The sequence below is a fragment of the Cupriavidus sp. UYPR2.512 genome, from assembly GCF_000379565.1.
Classification (GTDB): domain Bacteria; phylum Pseudomonadota; class Gammaproteobacteria; order Burkholderiales; family Burkholderiaceae; genus Cupriavidus.
The window spans coordinates 57,274-76,248 of record NZ_KB902953.1 but is presented as its reverse complement, the minus strand read 5'-3'; the positions used below and the strand labels follow the sequence as shown (position 1 = coordinate 76,248).

The 18,975-nt window shown below is 68.6% G+C and carries 15 protein-coding genes and 1 pseudogene; 11 read left to right on the top strand and 5 right to left on the bottom strand.

Features of this window, described 5'->3' with window-relative positions; translation table 11 throughout:
• Positions 1-92: 92 nt before the first annotated feature.
• The 8 genes and pseudogenes from A3A5_RS0113375 to A3A5_RS41470 form a co-directional block, all read left to right on the top strand.
• Complete coding sequence (locus tag A3A5_RS0113375; protein WP_018311078.1) at positions 93-2,732, top strand: fused MFS/spermidine synthase; 2,640 nt, start codon at positions 93-95, stop codon at positions 2,730-2,732.
• Complete coding sequence (locus tag A3A5_RS0113370) at positions 2,729-3,703, top strand: MoxR family ATPase (RefSeq protein ID WP_018311077.1); 975 nt, start codon at positions 2,729-2,731, stop codon at positions 3,701-3,703. Before A3A5_RS0113375 ends, A3A5_RS0113370 begins: the two co-directional genes overlap by 4 nt.
• Before the next feature lie 20 nt (positions 3,704-3,723).
• The gene (locus tag A3A5_RS0113365; RefSeq protein ID WP_026200750.1) at positions 3,724-4,746 is read left to right on the top strand and encodes a DUF58 domain-containing protein; all 1,023 of its coding nucleotides are present in this window, start codon (positions 3,724-3,726) and stop codon (positions 4,744-4,746) included.
• On the top strand, positions 4,743-5,282 hold the full coding sequence (locus A3A5_RS0113360) for a DUF4381 domain-containing protein (protein ID WP_018311075.1): 540 nt from the start codon (positions 4,743-4,745) through the stop codon (positions 5,280-5,282). Before A3A5_RS0113365 ends, A3A5_RS0113360 begins: the two co-directional genes overlap by 4 nt.
• Positions 5,269-6,306, top strand: coding sequence for a VWA domain-containing protein (locus A3A5_RS0113355; RefSeq protein WP_018311074.1), 1,038 nt, complete (start codon positions 5,269-5,271; stop codon positions 6,304-6,306). Before A3A5_RS0113360 ends, A3A5_RS0113355 begins: the two co-directional genes overlap by 14 nt.
• Positions 6,306-7,961 (top strand): VWA domain-containing protein, encoded by a 1,656-nt coding sequence (locus A3A5_RS0113350; protein ID WP_018311073.1) that lies wholly within the window; start codon positions 6,306-6,308, stop codon positions 7,959-7,961. The genes A3A5_RS0113355 and A3A5_RS0113350 overlap by 1 nt, the downstream gene beginning before the upstream one ends.
• Positions 7,958-9,346 carry a BatD family protein gene (locus tag A3A5_RS0113345; RefSeq protein WP_018311072.1) on the top strand — a complete coding sequence of 463 codons (1,389 nt, stop codon included), beginning with the start codon at positions 7,958-7,960 and terminating at the stop codon, positions 9,344-9,346. Before A3A5_RS0113350 ends, A3A5_RS0113345 begins: the two co-directional genes overlap by 4 nt.
• 46 nt (positions 9,347-9,392) lie before the next feature.
• Positions 9,393-9,590, top strand: a pseudogene (locus A3A5_RS41470) (aspartate-alanine antiporter); the annotation flags it as partial.
• Between the two features lie 33 nt (positions 9,591-9,623).
• Here the strand turns inward: A3A5_RS41470 and A3A5_RS0113335 are convergent.
• Both A3A5_RS0113335 and A3A5_RS0113330 read right to left on the bottom strand, forming a co-directional pair.
• Complete coding sequence (locus A3A5_RS0113335) at positions 9,624-10,082, bottom strand: Lrp/AsnC family transcriptional regulator (protein ID WP_018311070.1); 459 nt, start codon at positions 10,080-10,082, stop codon at positions 9,624-9,626.
• Positions 10,083-10,148: 66 nt separating this feature from the next.
• Positions 10,149-10,724: a cysteine dioxygenase family protein gene (locus A3A5_RS0113330; RefSeq protein WP_018311069.1), complete on the bottom strand. Its 576-nt coding sequence runs from the start codon at positions 10,722-10,724 to the stop codon at positions 10,149-10,151.
• A gap of 320 nt (positions 10,725-11,044) precedes the next feature.
• On the opposite strand from A3A5_RS0113330, the gene A3A5_RS0113325 reads away from it, so the two are divergent.
• The 3 genes from A3A5_RS0113325 (at position 11,045) to A3A5_RS0113315 (ending at position 14,862) form a co-directional block, all read left to right on the top strand.
• Positions 11,045-13,774 (top strand): UPF0182 family protein, encoded by a 2,730-nt coding sequence (locus tag A3A5_RS0113325; protein WP_018311068.1) that lies wholly within the window; start codon positions 11,045-11,047, stop codon positions 13,772-13,774.
• Between the two features lie 299 nt (positions 13,775-14,073).
• Complete coding sequence (locus tag A3A5_RS0113320; RefSeq protein WP_018311067.1) at positions 14,074-14,526, top strand: PA2169 family four-helix-bundle protein; 453 nt, start codon at positions 14,074-14,076, stop codon at positions 14,524-14,526.
• A gap of 33 nt (positions 14,527-14,559) precedes the next feature.
• Positions 14,560-14,862 (top strand): hypothetical protein, encoded by a 303-nt coding sequence (locus tag A3A5_RS0113315; protein WP_018311066.1) that lies wholly within the window; start codon positions 14,560-14,562, stop codon positions 14,860-14,862.
• 51 nt (positions 14,863-14,913) lie between these two features.
• On the opposite strand, the gene A3A5_RS0113310 is transcribed toward A3A5_RS0113315, so the two are convergent.
• From A3A5_RS0113310 to A3A5_RS0113300, 3 genes are all read right to left on the bottom strand, one after another.
• A complete protein-coding gene (locus A3A5_RS0113310; protein ID WP_018311065.1) occupies positions 14,914-15,519 on the bottom strand; it encodes a J domain-containing protein in 606 nt (201 codons plus the stop codon).
• A gap of 100 nt (positions 15,520-15,619) precedes the next feature.
• Positions 15,620-18,070 carry a spermidine synthase gene (locus A3A5_RS0113305; RefSeq protein WP_018311064.1) on the bottom strand — a complete coding sequence of 817 codons (2,451 nt, stop codon included), beginning with the start codon at positions 18,068-18,070 and terminating at the stop codon, positions 15,620-15,622.
• A gap of 72 nt (positions 18,071-18,142) precedes the next feature.
• Positions 18,143-18,916, bottom strand: a complete 774-nt coding sequence (locus A3A5_RS0113300) for a protein-L-isoaspartate(D-aspartate) O-methyltransferase (RefSeq protein ID WP_026200749.1) — start codon at positions 18,914-18,916, stop codon at positions 18,143-18,145.
• Positions 18,917-18,975 lie beyond the last annotated feature (59 nt).

The window sequence follows — 18,975 nt, the reverse complement described above, 5'->3', positions numbered from 1 at the left end:
GCTGTCAGTCATCAGCGCCGTCCACCTGTGACGGCTGTTGAAACCGGCGCAGGCCCGCGTACGCGCGGGCCTTCGCGCCAACGGTCCAGTTCATGATCGAATCTCATGCCGCCCCGGGCGGCAATGGTGGCAACGGGCGCCGGGGGCGCTCCGCGAAGACCGGATTTCCTGCATCCGCCGTGGCGCAGCGGGGCGATGCGGCCGAACAGACGTGGCTCTGGGCGGCCGTTCTACTGTTTGTGTCCGGTATGGCCGGCCTGGTTTACCAAATCGTCTGGATCCGCCAGCTGTCGCTGGTGGTGGGTGTCGACGTGCACGCGGTCACCACCGCGGTCAGCGCCTTCTTTGCCGGGCTGGCCCTGGGCGGCTGGCTGTTCGGCCGTGTGGCCGACCGCCACGGCAATCCGCTGCGCTTGTATGCGTGGCTCGAAATCGGCGTCCTGGTGCTGGGCGTCGGCGCGACCGTGGCGCTGGCCCATGCGGCGGCGCCGTTCTCCTGGCTGGAGCAGCGCACCGGATGGCTGGCGTGGGCAATGCCCTTTGTGCTGGTGATCCTGCCCGCAGCCGCCATGGGCGGTACGTTGCCGGTGCTGATGCGCGTGCTGACGCCAGGCGCCGGCCGTGTGGGGGTGCATGGCGGGCGGCTGTATGCCGCCAATACCGCCGGCGCGATTGCCGGCACGCTGCTGGCCGGCTTTGTGCTGGTGGCGCTGCTGGGCATCCTCGGCAGTGCCATCGCGGCGGGCGTGCTTAACGGTGCCGCCGCGCTGGTGGCGTGGCTGCTGGCAGCGCGCCGGCAAGCCGTGGCCGCTCCGGTTGCGCCCTCCGCCATGCAAGGCGCGGCCACCGGCGATGCCGCCAACGGTCGCCTGGCGCTGGTGCTGTACGCCGCGGCCGGCGGCATTGCGCTTGGCTACGAGGTGGTCTGGTCGCAGGCCATCGTGCAGTTCCTCAGCACGCGCGCCTTCGCCTTTACCGTGGTACTGGCGACCTACCTGGCTGGCCTGGCCATTGGCAGCGCACTGGCGGCGCGCCATGCCGACCGGGTGCGCGACCCCTGGGGCGCCTTCGGCCTGCTGGTGGCGGGGGCGGGGCTGGTGGCATTGCTTGAATTCGTGCTGCTGGGCGAATGGCTGCTGCGTGCGCAGGGCAGCCTGTCTGCATGGGTGCAGGGGTTGATGTCCAGCCCGCTGGTGGCGGCCTGTGCCAGCTTTGCGCTGGCGGCGCTGTCGGTCGTGTTCGTGCCCACGCTGCTGCTGGGCGCGGCGTTCCCCTTCGTGCTGCGCGTGAGCGTCGATAGCCGACACGTCGGCGCCGGCGTGGGCACCGTGGTGGCACTCAATACGCTGGGTGGCATCGCTGGCACGGCGCTGGCCGGCTTTGTGCTGGTGCCGTACCTGGGGCTGGTGCACACGCTGTCGCTGCTGGCAGTGACGGCCGCCATGGTCGGCGTGGTGGCAGTGGCGCTGGGTAGCGGCGTGGGCCGCGTGGCGCGCTGGGCGGTGCCGATGATCTGCGTGCTGGCGGTGATTGCCGCCGCGCTGGCGCCGGCGGACCGGCTTGCCACGCTGCTGGCGCGGGCGCGCGGTGGCGAACTGGTGTTCTATGAGGAGGGCCGTGGCGCGACTGTGGCGGTGGTGGAGCAGTCTTCGTCCAGCAATCGCTTCCGGCGCCTGTATATCCAGGGTGTTTCCAATTCGGGCGATGCCATGACCTCTCAGCGCTATATGCGCCTGCAGGCGCTGCTGCCCCTGATCGTCCATAACGGCACGCCGAAGTCCACCCTGGTGATCGGCCTGGGTACCGGCATCACGGCGGGCGCCACGCTTGCCTGGCCCGGCCTGGAATACCGCGTGGTGGCGGAGCTGTTGCCGCCGGTGGCGCGCGCCGTGCCCATGTTCGAGGGCAATTTCGGCGTGGCCACCGACAAGCGCATGGACATCCGCCTGCGCGACGGCCGGCGTGAACTGCTGCAAAGCACGCAGCAGTACGACCTGATCACCCTGGAGCCGCCGCCGCCGTCGGCGGCCGGCGTGGTCAACCTGTATTCGACCGGTTTCTACCGCCTGGCGGCCTCGCGGCTGCAACCCGGCGGGCTGGTGGCGCAATGGCTGCCGCTGCCGACGCAGAATGACGAAGACACGCGCATGCTGGTGCGCAGCTTCCTGGACGTATTTCCGCACGCCATGCTGTGGACCACCGAGCTGCACGAAATGATGCTGGTGGGTTCGCTGTCGCCGCTGGAGCTGGATGCCGCACGCATCCGCTCTCGCTTCGAGCAGCCGGAGGTAGCGGACGCGCTGCGGGCCGTGGGCGTGCGCTCGCCGGCGGCGCTGATGGCGACCTGGGTCACTGACCGCGCCGGCCTGGACTGGTATGCGGCCGACGCGCCGGCCGTGACCGACGACCGCCCGCGCATCGAGTACGCCGGCTGGGTCCGCCGCGACGCCTTCCCGGAAACCCTGTCCAGGCTGCTGTCGCTGCAAAGCGATCCGCCGCTGGCCGGCGCCGATGAAGCGTTCTGGCGCGACCTGCGCCGCGAGCGGGAAGTGCTGCACACCTTCTACCGCGCCGGGCTGGATGCCTACCGCGGCGACCGCGAAGCCTGGGCCAGCCATATCACGCAGGCCATGCGCGCCGATCCCGACAATCCCTACTACGCCTGGTTCGTCGGCGGCCAATCCGCGCGTCCGGCCCGCCGCGCACCGGCGGAACCAAGGAACACGCCATGAGCGCACGCGACGACGTCCTGGCCCTGCAGCAGCGCATGGGCGAATCGATTGTGGGGCAGCAGCGCATGATCGAACGCCTTCTGCTGGGCCTGCTGGCCGACGGCCACCTGCTGGTGGAAGGGCTGCCCGGACTGGCCAAGACCCGCGCCATCAAGATGCTGGCGCGCAACCTCGATGCGCGGCTGTCGCGGATCCAGTTCACGCCGGACTTGCTGCCCGCGGACATCACCGGCTCCGAGGTGTATTTCACTGAAGGGGGCAAGGGCGAGTTCCGCTTCCAGGCTGGTCCGGTGTTCGCCAACCTGGTGCTGGCCGATGAGGTCAACCGCTCGCCAGCCAAGGTGCAGGCGGCCTTGCTGGAAGCGATGGAAGAGCGCCAGGTCACCGTCGGCGGCGCCACGCACAAGCTCGAGCCGCTGTTCCTGGTGATGGCCACGCAGAACCCGATCGAGCAGGAGGGCACCTATCCGCTGCCCGAGGCGCAGATGGACCGTTTTCTCATGCATGTCAGCGTGGGCTATCCGCAAGCCCAGGCCGAGGCCGACATCGTGAAGCTGGCACGCGAGGAAGAGGCGGGCGGCGCCGCGGGTAGTGGCGCGCAGGCCGTGCGGCTGGCGCCAGAGGCGATCTTCACCGCGCGCGCCGAGATCCACGCCATCCATGTCAGCGAGGCGGTGGAGCGCTACATCGTGACGCTGGTGCAGGCCACGCGCGCGCCCAAGCCGGTGGACGACGACCTCGACAAGTGGATCCAGATCGGCGTGAGCCCGCGCGGCTCGATTGGCCTGGACAAGGTGGCGCGCGCGCACGCCTGGCTGCACGGGCGCGATTTTGTCACGCCCGAGGATGTGCAGGCCGTGGTGCACGACGTCTTCCGCCACCGGCTGATCCTGTCGTACGAGGCGCATGCGGCCGGCATCGGTGCCGATGCCGCGATCGACCGCCTGGTGCAGCAGGTAGCGGTGGCTTGAGGGCCGGCGAAGGCATGCCGATGCGTCTGCCGTTCCGTGCCATCGCCCGCGCCGCCCCGTCAGCGGTGCAAGGGCCGGCTTCGCAGGCGGTTCCGGGCGTCAGCGTGGATGCTGCCGCGCTGGCCGCGCTGGAGGTGGCCGCGCGCGACTTCCACTTCCTGCCGCGCCAGCCGGTGCACAGCGTGCTGGCCGGCCGCCATGCCTCCAAGGTGCGCGGGCGCGGGCTGACCTTCGAGGAACTGCGCCTGTACCTGCCCGGCGACGATATCCGCAGCATGGACTGGCGCGTGACCGCGCGCACCGGCAAGCCGCACGTGCGCGTCTACACCGAGGAAAAGGACCGTCCCGTGCTGCTGGTGGTGGACCAGCGCATCAATATGTTCTTCGGCAGCCGGCGCGCGATGAAGTCGGTCAGCGCGGCCGAGGCGGCGGCGCTGGCCGCGTGGCGCGTGCTGGCCGAAGGCGACCGCGTCGGCGGCGTCGTGTTCGGCGATGCGAAGACCGAGGAGTTCCCGCCGCGCCGCAGCCGCGAAGCCGTGCAACAGCTGCTGGGCGGCATCGCGCGCTTCAACCAGGCCCTGCGCGCCGATGCGCCATCGCGGCGTGCCGCGGGGCAATTGAACGCGGCGCTGGAGCGCGCCGCGCGCATGGCGCGCCACGACTGCCTGGTCATCGTCATCAGCGATTTCGACGGCCATGATGACCGTACCCGCGACCTGATGCTGGAAATGGCCGCGCGCAACGACGTGCTGACCATGCTGGTCCACGACCCCTTCCTGAGCGAGTTGCCGGAGTCCGGCCAGCTGGTGGTCAGCGACGGCGAACTGCAGGTGGAACTGGGCTTCGGCCACGCGGCCATGCGACGCAGCATTGCGGAGTTTGTCGATACGCACGGCAAGGCGTTGCTGGACTGGCACCACGCCATCGGCGTGCCGCTGCTGCCGCTGTCGGCGGCAGAGGAAACGGCGCTGCAACTGCGCCGGCTGCTGGGCCGCCCGCTGCAGCAGGCACCAGCGCGGCAACGCGCAGGAGCGGCGCGATGAGCCTTACGCACAGCTCCGCACCGGGCGTCGAAGACAGCACGGGCGTGGCTGCGCTGGCCACCCTTGCCGACGTAGCCGTGCCGCCGCCGCCATCGTGGGTGCCGCAGACTATCGGCTGGCCGATCGCGGGCGCCTTGCTGCTGCTGGCCCTGGCCTGGGCCGGCTGGCGCGCCTGGCGGCGCTACCGCGCCAACCGCTACCGGCGCGAGGCGCTGGCCGAACTGGCGGGACTGCCGCTGAGCAGTGACCCCGCGCATCGCGTCGCCGCGCTGCGCCAGATGGCGGCGCTGCTCAAGCGCACGGCGCTGGCCGCGTGGCCGCGCGCCCAGGTTGCCAGTCTGGCCGGCAGCGGCTGGGCTGAATTCCTGCAGGCATATGCCGGGCGCGCACAGGATGCCGCGCCGCTGCTGGCGGCGCTGGTGCAGGACGCCGAATACCGCGACGACGCGGTGCTGGCGCAATGGCCCGAGACGCAGGTGCAGGCCGTGGCCGGGGCGTGCCGGCGCTGGATCGCGGAGCACCATGTACCAGTTTGAATACCCCTGGCTCTTCGTGCTGCTGCCGCTGCCGCTGCCGCTATGGTGGTGGCTGCCGCCGTACCGCGAGGAAAGCCCGTCGGTGCGCCTGCCGTTCTTTGGCGAGGTGGCCAGCGCTGCCGGCCTGACACCGGCCACCGGTGCCGTGGTGCCGCGCCGCAACCGGCTGCAATGGGTGCTGGCGCCGCTGGCGTGGGTGCTGGTGGTGACGGCGCTGGCGCGGCCGCAGTTCCTGGAGGCGCCGATCCAGAAGGTGCAGCCGGCGCGCGACCTGCTGATCGCGCTGGACCTGTCGCAGTCGATGGACACGCGCGACTTCCGCGATCCGTCCGGCGCGCTGATCCCGCGCGTGCAGGCGGTGCGGCAGGTGGTGAGCGGTTTTGTCGCCAAGCGCCCCGGCGACCGCATCGGCCTGATCGTGTTTGGCGACGCGCCGTATCCGCTGGCACCGTTCACGCTGGATCACCAGCTGGTGCAGACGCTGCTCACCGGCCTGCTACCGGGCATGGCCGGCCCGAGCACTGCGCTGGGCGATGCCATCGGCCTCGGCATCAAGATGTTCGAGCGCAGCGAAGCGCCGGAGAAAGTCCTGATCGTGCTGACCGACGGCAACGACACCGCCAGCCGGATGCCACCCGAACGCGCTGGGGGGATCGCAAAAGAGCGCAAGGTGGTGGTGCATGCCATCGGCATCGGCGACCCCAGTGCTTCGGGCGAAGATAAAGTCGATCTTGGCGTGCTGCAGCGGCTGGCTGCGCAGACCGGCGGGCGCTACTTCTTCGGTGCCGACCAGGCCGCGCTGGAGACCATCTACGCCACGCTGGACCGGATCACGCCGCACAACCAGAAGACGTTGTCATGGCGGCCGCGGCGCGAGCTGTTCATGTGGCCGCTGGGGGCAGCGCTGGCGCTGGTGCTGGGGTACCAGTTGCTGATGTTCACCTGCTCGGCGTGGCTGTCGCGCCCGCGCGGCACGGCTGCAGGGGCTGACGAGATGGCGAATGCCGGCGGGGAGGGGCGGTGATGCCGGCCCTGCCCGACGCGCTTGCGCACTTCCATTTCCTGCGCCCGTGGTGGCTGCTGGTGCTGGTGCCGGCCGCACTGCTGGTGTCGGCGGTGCAGCGCCGCGGCGACGTGCGGCGGCGCTGGCGCCAGACCATCGCGCCGCACCTGCTCGACGCGCTGATGATCGGCGAACGCCGCCGCGTGGCGCTGCGCCCGGTGCACCTGACCGCGCTGCTGCTGGCACTCGGCGCCATCGCCCTGGCAGGGCCGAGCTGGCGGCAGGAGCGGCCGCCGTTCCTTGACGACAAGGCGCCGCTGGCGCTTGCCGTGGACCTGTCGCGCACCATGGACGCGGTGGACGTCACGCCTACGCGGCTCGAGCGCGCCAAGCTCAAGATCAAGGCGCTGCTGGCGCGCCGCAACGGCGGCCGCACGGCGATCTATGCGTATGCGGGCTCCACGCACCTGGTGCTGCCGCTGACGGACGATACCAGCCTGCTGCAGACCTTTGCCGATGCGCTGCAGACCCGCATCATGCCGGCGCCGGGGCGCGACATGGCACAGGCGCTGCACACCATCGACGCCGACCTGGCGCATGAGCCGGTGCCCGGCACCATCCTGTTCCTGACCGACGGCGTGGAACCCGCCGCGGCCAAAGCCTTCCGCGAGCAGGCGCACAGCGGCCGCAGCCAGCCGGTGGTGCTGGCCATCGGCACGCAGCAGGGCGGGCCGCTGCGTACTGTCGAGGGTGCCGAGGGCGGCTTCGTCGAACAGGACGGGGCACGCGTGTTCGCGCGGCTGGATGTGGCGGCGGTCAAGCGCTTTGGCGACGACAGCGGCGTACCGGTCGCCACCTTTACGCCGGGCAGTGATGACGACGTGGCGTGGGTGCAGCGCCATGTGCAGTCGCACCTCGAACAGACGCAGGCCGGCGACCGCACGCGCTGGCAGGATGAAGGCTGGTGTCTGGTGCTGCCGGTCACGCTGCTGGCGATGCTGTGGTTCCGCAAGGGCTGGACCGTGCGCTGGACCGCCGGCCTGCTGCTGGCGCTTGCGCTTGCCGCGCCGCAGCCGGGCTTGCGCGCGCAGCAGGCCGATGCCGCGCGCCCGTGGCGCTTTGCCGACCTGTGGCTGACGCACGACCAGCAAGGCCGCCGCGCCTTCGAGCAGGGCGACTTCGCGCGCGCCGCGACGCTGTTCGACGATGCGATGTGGCGCGGCATCGCCCAGTATCGCGCCGGCCAGTACCCGCAGGCGGTGCAGAGCTTTGCGCTGGTCGATTCACCGCAGTCCGACTACAACCAGGGCAATGCGCTGGCGCGGCAGGGCCAGTACCGGCAGGCCGCCGCGCGCTACCGCCAGGCGCTCAGGCGCCAGCCGCAATGGCCGGCGGCAACGGCCAACCTGGCGTTGATGGAGAAGCTGCTGGCGCAACAGGAACCGAAGGACAAGCAAGACCCCAACGACGAGGAAGAGCCCCCCGACCTTGCGCCGGATGAAATCAAGTACGACGCCGCGAAGCCGCCGGAGCAGGGCGGCCAGTCCATGCCTATCGGCCTGACGCAGGACGCCGAAATGTGGATGCGCGCGATCCAGACCACGCCGACCGACCTGCTGCAGCGCAAGTTCGCCCTGCAGCGGGGGCAGGCCGCGCCGCAGCAGAAGCAGCGATGAGAGGCCGCGCCGTGTGTCAGTGCGGGTGGCTGCGCCAGCTTGCGCCGCTGGTCTTGCTGATGGCGGCGCTGCTGCTGCCGTTGCTGGCGCGCGCCGCCGCCGAGCCCATCGTGCGCGTGGAAGTGGGCGCGAAGCAGCCGGTGCTGGTCGGCCAGCAGGTCAGCATCGATGTCACCATCCTGGCGCCCAACTTCTTCATGTCGGCGCCGGCCTTCCCGCTGCTCCAGGTGCCGGGTGCCGTCGTCACCATGCCTGACGAACGCGCGCTGAACTCGACCGAAACCATCGATGGGGTGGCCTACGCCGGCATCCGCAAGACCTATGCCTTTACCGCCGAGCAGGACGGCGACTTCGAGCTGCCAGCCGCGACCGTGCGCTTCACTTATGCGGGCGACGACGGCGCACCGCGCCAGGGCAGTGTCACCTTTCCATCCACGCGGATCCGCGCGGGCGCCGGCGGCGCGGTCAAGGCCGGCGCCGGGGCGGGACGGCCCTTGCTGCCGGTGGCCCGGCTTACCGTGACGCAGGCGCTGGACCATGCGTACGACGAAGGCATCGTGCGGCTGCACGCGGGCGATGCGCTGGTGCGCACCGTCACCACCTTTGCGCCGCAGACACAGGCCATGATGATCCATCCGCCACACGCCGCGGCGCCGCGCGGGGTGCGCGTCTTCAGCGCCGATCCGCGGCTGTCCGACCACGCCCAGGGCGCGCCCGGGCCGGGCGGCACGCGCGTGGACGCCATCACCTATGTGTTCGAGCGGACCGGCAACTACACGCTGCCGGCGGTGACAGTGGATTGGGTCGATCCGGCCACACGCAAGCCGGCAAAGTCCGAAGCGCCCGCGGTCAAGGTGGTGGTGGCTGCCGCGCGCGCGGGCAGCGCGCTGGCCCCGGGCGGTCCGTCTGCCGGCGCGCTGCCGGGCGAGGGCGGTTTGCCATGGCGGACGTTGCTGTGGGGGGCAGCGGGGCTGCTGGCTGTGCTGGCAGCCGGGCTGTTGTGGTGGCGTATCCGGCCGGCGCTGGCCCGGCTGCGCCAGCGGCTGGCCGGGCACAGGCGCGCCCGCGCCGAAGGTGCCGACGCACAGCTGGAAGCAACGCTGCAAGCCTGCCAGGCGGGCAATGCCGCTGGCGCCGGCCAGGCGCTGGGGGCATGGACGCGCGCCGCCCACGGCACCACCCCCGCAGCGTGGGCAGAGTCAGCTGGCGATGCCGCCCTTGCCGATGCCGTGACCGGCCTGCAACGCCACCTTTACGGCGCGATGCCCGCCCAGGCCGCCTGGAATGGCACCCCGTTGGCCCAGGCCCTGCGCCGCCATGCCGCCAGGGCGCCGGTGCGCCGGCATCGGCAAGCCGTGCCCGCACTGCCTGCGCTCAATCCCTGACAATCATGCCGCCCGCATGCGACGCCCCCTATGAAATGCTCCGTCGATCAATTCAAGAAGGCCGTCGCTCGGCACCTTCCCGAGGTCGGCCGTGCAGATCCTGAAGGACCTGGGCCTGGCGGTCTTTGTCGCATGCGTCGGCTGGTCCGCCGGGCCGGATGCGATCTCCCTGAGCCGTGAGCACGGCGCCGTGCTGCCGCTGATAGGGCTGGCGGTGTCGCTGGGGCCGGCGTGCCTGTCCTTAGTTGCCAAATGCGCATGAAGGGCCGGTGCCGGCCTACGCATAATCGAGCGGCAGCGCCGTGGTGTACTTGATCTGCTCCATCGCAAAGCTGGAGCTGACGTCGGCCAGCTCGGCGCCCTGGATCAGCTTCTTGTAGACGCGGTCGTAGGCGGCAATATCCGGCACCACCACGCGCAGCAGGTAGTCGGTATCGCCGGCCATACGGTAGAACTCGGTCACTTCCGGGATCGATGCCACCAGCCCGTGGAATTGCGCCAGCCATTTCACGTTGTGCTGGCTGGTGCGGACCGAGACAAAGACCGTGACCCCGGCATTGAGCTTCCCGGCGTCGAGCAGCGCCACGCGTTTGCGGATCAGGCCAGCCTCTTCCAGCTTCTGGATCCGGCGCCAGCATGGCGTCGAGGTCAGGCCGACCTGTTCGCCGATCTCTGCCACCGGCACGGTGGCGTCTTCCTGCAGGATGGCGAGAATCTGTTTGTCGTAGCGGTCCATGGTGCGTAGCGGGTCAGGTAAGGGTGGGCCGGCGCCCGCACGCGGCGCGGCTACGCGCGGCAGATGCTAGGCGTCGGCGGTCGGCACCAGCAGGTTCACGCCAGTGGCAACGTGGTCGCGGTGCACGCCGTAGAGGTGCAGGGACACGGCGATATCGTCGCTGGCATTGCCCAGCGCATGGATATGCTGCAGCCCGGCCGGCACGCTGAAGGTATCGCCGGCCGTGCGCAAGACGGCGTTGGCATGGCGCGCCTGCCGGCTGGCGGGATCCCACCGGTAGTGCTGTTCGCTCAGCGTGCCGCGCAGCACGCGGTAGGCACACCAGGTGCGATGGCCGTGCACGGGGCTGGTCTGGCCCGGGCGCCAGACCAGCACCATCGCCGAGAAGCGCTCCAGCGGGTCGGCATGGACCAGGTGGCGGGCATAGGTATCCGGCTTGCCGAGCAGGGCACCTGGCGGCAGTGTTGCAAGCAGCGTGTCGGTGTCTGGCAGGTGCACCGCGATGTGGCCGGCCACCATGCGCGCGCTGTGGGCGAAGGTGGCCTCGAGGTCGAGCGCCAGCTGGCCAAGCAGCGCGGCTGGCGGGGCGGTATGCGCAAACGCTGCCGGAGCTGCGGCAGTCAGGGGAGATCCGGTTGTCATGGCGGGCACCTTGGTCTTGTTCTGGGTACATAGCCATGATATTTGCGGGCCGGAGCACAGACATGCGAATTGTCGTTCAATGTCGCCAGAGATTGTAATCCTATTCCTGCATTTGATGAATTCGGAAAAAATTATGCTCGAATCCTATCGGATAGAGTGAATGGGTGCTCGTCGACGACGCCACGGCCGTGCCGGGTGCGCTGGGCAGCGAAGGCATATATGCTGAGATGAACAGGCAGCCCGTTCAGCCGCGCTTGCGGCAGGCCAGCCGTCCACAATGGCCGGGTCACGGACGACGGTGCAGCAAAGGAGCATGATCGATGCGCTCGCCAGCGAGGGACGCCACGCGCCTGAGACGCCTTGCGATCTGGGTTGTGGCCGGCATCGTCGCGCTGGTCGCTGTCGATCGCGTCACCGACCTCATTGTTGACTGGCTGTGGTTTGCCTCGGTTGGCTACGCCGGGGTGTTCCGCACGGTATTCGCTACCCAGGCGCTTCTGTTCCTTGCCGTATTCGCTGTTTCGGCAGGCGCGCTCTGGCTATCGGGCTGGCTGGCGCACCGCTGCGCGAGTCAGGCGCAGGCCTGGAGGCCGGAGGTCCTGGGCCAGCCGGTTGGCGAGCTTGCAGCGCGCCTTCCGTGGCGCGCCGCCATTGCCGGCGCCGCCGTCCTTGTGGGGCTGCTGATAGCCGTCGGTGAACTGTCGAGCTGGGCCATTGCGCTGCGCTATATCCATCAGGTGCCATTCGGCAAGGCCGATCCGATCTTCGGCAAGGACATCGGTTTCTACGTCTTCTCGCTGCCGGCGTATCTTGCCCTCAGGAACTGGCTGCTCCTGCTGCTGTCCTGCAGCGCCGTGATTGCCGGCGTGGTCTACGGGTTGCGCGGCGACATCGCGCTGGTCCGTTCGCCGCGCGGGCTTTCACCGGCGGCCGCTACCCATGGATCGGCATTGCTCGGCCTGTTCTTCGCGCTGCAGGCGTGGTCCTACTGGCTCGACCGCTTCATGCTGCTCTATGGCGACAACGGCGTCGTGGTCGGCGCGAGCTATACCGATGTCCATGTCGGGCTGCCGGTCCTGTGGCTGCAAGTCGGCCTGGCTGCCGCGGCTGCCGCCGTGTCATGGGCCAATATAAGCTGGCGGGACTATCGGGTGCCTGCGGCCGCGGCGCTGCTGGTGATCGGCAGCGCATTCCTGCTCGGCACGATCTGGCCGGCACTGTTCCAGCGTTTCTATGTCAAGCCGAACGAGCTGCAGCTGGAGACGCCGTATCTGGAACACAATATTGCGCTGACGCGCGAGGCCTATGGTGTAACGCAGATCGAGGCCAGGCCGTTTCCGGCCGAACAGGGCCTGAATCTCGAAGCGCTCCAGGCCAATCGCCCGACCATCGACAACATCCGCCTGTGGGACCTGCAGCCGCTGCGCGATACCTATGCGCAGCTGCAGGAGATCAGGACCTATTACAAGTTCCTCGCGACGGACATCGACCGCTACCAGCTCAGCGCAGGCTACCAGCAGGTCATGCTGTCGGCGCGGGAGCTGGAGCCGGCACTGATTCCGGCCAATGCCCAGACCTGGGTGAACCTGCATCTCTTGTTCACCCATGGCAATGGCGTCGTGATGTCGCCGGTCACAGAGAAATCCGCCGAAGGCCTGCCCTCGCTCTATCTGCATGGCATTCCCCCGCTTTCCAACGGCGGCCCGGCCATCCAGGAGCCGCGCCTCTACTTCGGTGAAGGCGGCAAGGGCTATGTCATCGTCAAAGGCAGTGTGCCCGAGTTCGACTACCCCAAGGGCAAGGACAACGTCTATACGGCCTACCGCGGGCGCGACGGCATCGAAATCGGCGGCATGGCGCGCCGGACCCTGTTCGCCTGGCAGCTCGACGATCCCAATATCCTGCTGAGCGGCTACATCACGCCGCACAGCCGCATCCTGCTCCATCGCAACATCCAGGACCGCGTGCGCACGATTGCCCCGTTCCTCAGCCTCGACCATGACCCCTATGTCGTCGCGAGCGACGGGCGCCTTTACTGGATCCAGGACGCCTACACCACCAGCCGCTGGTTCCCTTATTCGCAGCCCCGCAACGGCGGCGGCGCCAACTACATCCGCAACGCCGTCAAGATCGTGATCGATGCGTACAACGGCACGGTCGACTTCTACACCAGTGACCCGGCCGATCCGATCCTGCAGGTGTACCAGCGCATCTTCCCGGGCATGTTCAGGCCGCTGGGCGCCATGCCGCAGGACCTGCAGCGGCATATCCGCTACCCTGAAGACCTTTTCCTGATCCAGGCGCAGATCTACCGCGCCTACCACATGGAAGCGGCGGAAGTCTTCTATAACCGCGAGGATCTCTGGGAGTTTCCACGCCAGCTGACGGGCATGAGCACAGGGAACATGCCCGCCGCGCGGATGATGCCCTACTACATGATCCTGCGGCTGCCAGACGAGGCGCGCGCCGAGTTCGTCCTCATGCTGCCGATGGTGCCCAGCCAGCGCGAGAACATGATCGCCTGGCTGGCGGCGCGCTCCGATCCCCCCAACTACGGCAAGCTCGTTGCCTACACCTTCCCCAAGGAAAAGCTGGTCTACGGGCCGTTCCAGATCGAGGCGCGCATCCAGCAGAATACCGATATCTCGCAGCAGATTTCCCTGTGGAACCAGATGGGCTCGCGCGTTATCCGCGGCCATCTCCAGGTCGTGCCCATCGAGAACTCGATCCTCTATGTCTCTCCGCTCTACCTGCGCGCGGAGTCCGGCCAGTTGCCCGAACTCAAGCGGGTGATCGCCGCCTATGGCGATCGCGTGGTTATGGAGGACAGCCTGGGCGCAGCCCTCGCGGCCCTCTTCAAGGAATCCGCCCCGGCGGGGATACCGGCGCAGGGCGCAGCAAACGCCCGCGCCCGCGAGGCACTCGCGCACTATGACCGCGCCATCGAGCGCCTGAAGGCGGGGGACTGGAGTGGCTTCGGCGCACAGCTCGATGCCTTGCGGCCGCTGCTTGAGGCGCTCGGGGCCGGGAATGCCGATGAGCGCAAGTGAGCGGCCGGTTCAGGGTGGCGCATGGTCCGCTTGCGCTCCCCCCATTCCAGCATGGAGCCGCCGGCAGGAGCGCTCAACGCCGGGTACTGAACGGGGGTTCGGCCATCTCCTATCATGGAGTCACGCCTTGCCTCTTAACGAGCAGGCAGATGGGGTCCGGCGCGACCCGGCTGACTGATGTTGATTGCGTCTCTGATGACGTTCTCACGGCCGGCTGCGCCGCGGCGCTTCCTCCTTTGACGATCCTGGCGATTTGCGCCGAAGCCGCGCGCCGCCGGCATACATGTTGGGAGACTTCCATGGGCGACAACCAGAAACAAGCTGTCCTCGCGCTCAACCAGCTGATCGAGGCTGGCAAGGACAGCGAACTGGCCTGCATGAGCGGAGCCAGCGAAGTGCACGATGCAGCGCTGCGCGACATTCTGACCAGCACCGCGGAATCGTGCCGGGCGTCGGTGAAGGAATTGCAGTTGCTGGTCAGCGCCATGGGCGGCGCGCCAGCTGACCGCGGCAGCATGAATGGCATGCTGTTCCGCCGCTGGATGGCATTCCGCCACATGCTCTCGCCGAACAACGACGACGCCGTGATGGGAATGTGCGAGCACGAAGAAGATGCCGCCAGGCGCGAGTATCAGTCCGTCATGATGAAGCCGCTGCCACCAGAGGCCAGCGCGGCGCTGCAGCGCCAGTATGAGGCGTTGATGCAGCATCATGGCCGGATTCATGCCATGCGCGGGATGCAGATTCACTGAGGGCCTGGCTTCTGCGCGCGATGGGAGAAAGACATGGCAACCTACGAGTTCAAGGACAAGGATCTCCAGTTCCTTGCCCAGGGCGCTGACTCCTGTTTCCCGTCGCCTGACGCTGCTTTCGTTGAGTGCGCGGACAGCCATCCCGCGTTCCTGGTGACATGGCCGGAGAGCGGACCAACGACGATGCGTCTCAAGGTGCAGATTCGGGCGAGCCAGTACGCCAGTTACCTGACGGATCCGTTCAGGGGACGCGAAGTCCTGCGCAAGGCAGTTGAAGACCGCCTTGCGCTGATCCACACGGTGAAAAGCGGGCTCCTGGTCGCCCCCGACATCTAGAGGGGTGTTGTCGGCTTCCGCTCCAGTGGGTGCAGCGTTGGATACTCCCCGCTACGAGCGGATGCCGAACAAGCCGTGCCAGAACGAGTCGAAGGCGCCGGCGTGACGCTTGGGCCGCGTCGCCTCGTCGGGGTTTGAAGCTCCCGCCCCGGCGGGCGCCTGGGCGGCCTCGGTGTCCGGCGTGTGCGCGGCCCGCGCACTTGCCCGCCGCGACTCCTGCAGGGCCCAGATGCTGTCCGCGATGCGTGCCGCCAGGTCCGCGTCGCAGTCCCGGCCAAGCAGCACGCCGAAGATGACGTCGCGGTTGTGGCCGTCGTCGGCAAAGCGCATCGCGATACCGAGCATTTTCTCGTAGTGTTCCTGCGCGATGCGCTGGCTCTCGCGTTGGGCCTCGCGCTCCTGCTCTTCCTGGGCCTCGCGCTCCGCCTGCCAGCGCCGCATCTCCCGCGCGAATACCTCGTCGTAGATCTGGCGCTGCCCGGCATCCGAAAGAATGGCGTAGGCGTCGCGGATTTCCTGGAATGCCACGTGCGCCTCAGTCTCGCGGCCAAGATTGCGGTCGGGGTGCCACTTCATCGCGGCGCGGCGGTAGGCGCGCTTGATCTCGTCCAGGGTGGCGTCCGGTTGCACGCCGAGGGTCGTGTAAAGGGTGGTCATGGGCCGATTGGGCGTCTGCCGGGCTGCTGCCGGGCGGGCATTCATCCTAGCACGGGGTGAGCCGCAGCCATGGCATGCGGGATCGATCCCGGCCCCCGGCTCATGGGCACGCAAGCGCGGCGGCCGCATACAGGAGCAGCGCCACCAGCACCACCGCGGTGAATCCGACGTGGATCGCGACCAGCGTGGCAAGGACCGCCGCCACCACCGAGGCGCAGGCGTTGATGCCCCATGCCCAGGGCACCAGCGCTGGGTCGCGGGCGGCGACCCGGGCCAGGCCGAGCGGGAACGGCATTCCCATCAGGATCGCCAGCGGCGCGATCAGCAGTACAGAGACGCCAATCCTGGCCGGGTCCGGTATCCCGATCAGCAGCCTGAAGACCGTCGGCAGCGCCGCCAGGTAGACCAGCGCGGCAAAGCAGATGCCGCTGACGGCCAGCGCCGCCTGCCGCCTGCCGCGGTCATCGCCACCGCGCGCGGGCATGCGCTGGGCGTATCGGCTTCCCAGTCCCGCAAAGCAGAGAAAGGCGCACAGCACCACCGCAACCGCATAGAGCGGGTGGCTCAGGAACAGGATGAATTTCTGGATAAAGGCGATCTCCACGAACATGAAGCCGAGGCCGACCGCCAGGAAGTAGAAGCCGGCTCGCCACTCGGACAGCCGCCGCACGGCCGCGCCGTTGCCGCCAGGCCCAGCGGCGGGCTGCGGCCGGGGGCGCCGCCGCAGGATCCAGAGCGGGACCACGATCAGCAGCAATGCCAGGGCGGTGGCCTGCAGCAGCGTCGCCACCAGCACCGGATAGCCCCATTCCAGCAAGGGCAGGCCGCCCTGCGCCTTGAGCGACAGCAGTTCAGGCAGGGTGCGCCATTTGAAGAAATGGAAGAAGTACGGCCTGTCGTCGGTGGCGGGCCGCACATCGAATTTGTAGCGGGACAGGAACCGGTCGCGTTCGGGGCCGAGCAGGGCCTGCGCGGCGTCGAAGAAGTAGGGCTGGTCCAGCACGTTATAGCGATTCGCCTGGCCGGGCCGGATGCCGGGATAGTATTCGACGTCGAATGAACGGGCGCGGCAGAAGCCGGCGAGGGCGGCAAGGTCCGCTGCATTGAATTCCCCGTTCTTGACGACCAGCGTGGCCGTCTTCCAGCCACGGACCAGCGCCAGCCGCCGGGATGGCTCGGGCACGCCCGCGCCATCCATGGCGGCCACGGCGGTAGCGAGCAGTTTGGGTATGTCACGGGGCGGCAGCGTGACCCAGCGCGTGATCGCAAGCAGGCCGCCGGGCCGAAGATGGCGCAGGTAGCCCTGGAAGGCCTCCACGGTATAGAGATAGCTCTCGGAGAGCGCGTACAGTCCGGCCGATGACGTGCTGAATGAATCCAGCAGGGCCACCTGGATGAGATCGTAGCGTGCCGTGCTGGCCGCCAGGAATCCGCGTGCCTCGCCGGCAAAGACACGGACGCCGGCCGCACTGTACGGCTTGCCGGAAAACGCAGCGAAGCGGCCCTGCACCAGGTCGATCACCTGTGGATTCAGTTCCACGGCATCGACCGCGCTGGCCTGGTGGTAGACCGCCTGCAAGACGTCCGCCCCCGCACCGCTGCCCAGCACCAGCACCTTCGGGTTCCGCAGCAAGTGGTAAGGCAGGGCAGAGGTGAGGTCGCCCAGGTAGGCAAGCGGTTCGCGCCGGCCGTCATAGCGGTTGAGTGCACTGAGCCCGTCGCCATCGGTAAACACGGCCAGTTGTGCTGGCGGCTCCTGGCTGGCATTCAGGCTCAGCCCGGGCGCGTGCCGCAACGGGATCGAGGGGCTCTCGACCACCGTGACCAGGCCGAGGGGACTGGAGCGCTGCGCCACCACGCGCGCGTTGCCGATGCGCAGGGCCTGGCTCAGCTCCTTGTACTCGGACGGCCGCAGCGCAATCCAGTCACCTGGCACGCCGGCCGGCACGCTTGCCGCCAACAGCAGCAGCGCCGGCAGCCAGGGCCGGTGCCAGCGGCATTCCACGCATGCCAGGGCCGCCGCCGCCATGCCTGCCGCACCGACCAGCCGCAGGGCATCGACCGGGTGCAGCGCGAACAGCGCCACGATGATGCCCAGGCAGCCCAGCCCGGCGCCAAGGATATCGAAGCTGTAGATGCGGGGAACCTGCCCGGTGAAGCGGGAAAAGCTCAGGCAGATACTGGTGGCGGCGCAAAAGAATGGCACCCAGAGCAGCAGGTAGATCAGCAACAGGCGCAGCGGCTGCGATGGCTCCCACAGGATCTCCAGGGGATTGAACGCCACGTGCTGGGCCAGGACGAAGCAGGCCATCGCGCTGATGCCGAACAGCAGGGCCCCGCCCGCGAACACGGGAACAAAATGGCGGACCAGCGTTCGCTGCGCCAGTGCCACCAGCGCACCCGCCGCGCCATAGCCCAGCAGCGCCACGCTGATCATCATGTAGGCGAAGTGATGCCACTGGATGATGGAAAGCAGCCGCATCAGCAGGATCTCGTAAGCCAGCGCGGCGGCAGAGAGCAAGGCCAAGGCGAATAGCGGGGGGCGTGGCATGGCGTCAGCTGGCAGGGCTGATGTGCCGCGCCTGGCTTGAACACGTCCCCTTTTTCATCATGAAACGGGTTCTTAGTGCTTGCCAACCAGCGGCACGAACCTGACCGGCAGGATCTGCCTGGTGGAAACGGTGCCGTCCGCGGACTTTTCCACCAGCAGCAGGTACTGCGTCAGGAACTGGGCGCCCACCGGGATCACCATGCGGCCGCCTGGCTTCAGTTGCCGGATCAGCGGCGGCGGCACATGGCTGGCCGCCGCGGTGACGACGATAGCGTCAAAGGGCGCGTGCTCGTCCCAGCCGTAGTAGCCGTCGCCAACCTTGCACGTGACCTGCCGGTAGGCCAGCCGCTTCAGGCGGTCGCAGGCCTGCCGTCCCAGTGGCTCGATGATCTCGATGGTGTAGACGGCACGCGCCAGCCCGGTCAGCACCGCGGCCTGGTAGCCCGAGCCGGTGCCGATCTCAAGCACCGTGTCGCCAGGCTTGACCATCATCAGGTCGGTCATCAGCGCGACGATATACGGCTGCGAAATGGTCTGGCCATGGCCAATCGGCAGCGGCCGGTTTTCATAGGCGTGCGGCTTCTGCTCGTCCGGAACAAACTCGTGGCGGGGCACTTGTCCCATCACAGCCATGACGCGCGCGTCGATGGCATGCCTGCCGCTCTGGGCGGCGGCCGCTGCCGCGACCTCGGCGATCTCCTTGACCATGTCGGCGCGCCGTGGGGCAAGGGCGTCGTCGGCGGCGGTGGTCGAGCAGAACAAGGCCAGCGCGATGGTGGCGATAGGGATGGATGGACGAGATGCAGATGGCTTCACGGGTGGGATAGGCAAAGAGCCTACCGTCATCGTAGGCCATCGGTCCGAGTTGCGCAGGTAAGTGACAAAAAGGGCGCTTACCAACCTGT